This window comes from Streptomyces sp. ADMS, assembly GCF_033441795.1.
Classification (GTDB): Bacteria; Actinomycetota; Actinomycetes; order Streptomycetales; family Streptomycetaceae; genus Streptomyces.
The window spans coordinates 1-518 of record NZ_JAVFVX010000407.1 but is presented as its reverse complement, the minus strand read 5'-3'; the positions used below and the strand labels follow the sequence as shown (position 1 = coordinate 518).

Annotated in this window: 1 protein-coding gene; it reads right to left on the bottom strand. The window is 72.8% G+C overall.

What is annotated here, in order from left to right; genetic code table 11:
* Window positions 1–167 precede the first annotated feature (167 nt).
* On the bottom strand, window positions 168–518 hold a 351-nt coding region (locus tag RB628_RS41295; protein ID WP_318325758.1), incomplete at its 5' end, for a universal stress protein.

Here is a 518-nt window from a genome sequence, read left to right as displayed (position 1 = left end):
CGGATCGCGCGGAGGGCCTTGCGTGAGGCTTCCATCACGGACTCCAGTGAGTTCGGCGGCCGTCCGGCCGGCGTGCCGTCCCTGAGCGGCAGCGCCCTCTCATCGTGGAACGGGCCGTCCGGCGCCACCAGGGCCGTACGGGGCAGGGGATGGCGCCGTACGGCGTCTCACACCGGGACCGTGATGACGGGGCAGTGGGCGTGGTGCAGCACTCCCTGGCTCACCGAGCCCAGCAGCATGCCCGTGAAACCTCCGTGCCCGCGGGTTCCCACGACCAGGCCCAGCGCGTGTTCCGAGGCTTCCGTCAGGACCCGCACCGGGTGGCCGAGGACGACTTCGTGGTGCAGTTCCACTCCCGGGTACCTCGCGGTCCGGCCCGCGACCGTCTCGGACAGCACCCGGCGGCACTCCCGTACAGCGGCGTCCTCGTCCAGGACACCGAGGAGCGGCGGGTGCCACACGTACAGGGCCCTGAGGGCCGCTCCGCGCAGGGCCGCCTCCTCGAACGCCACGTCCAC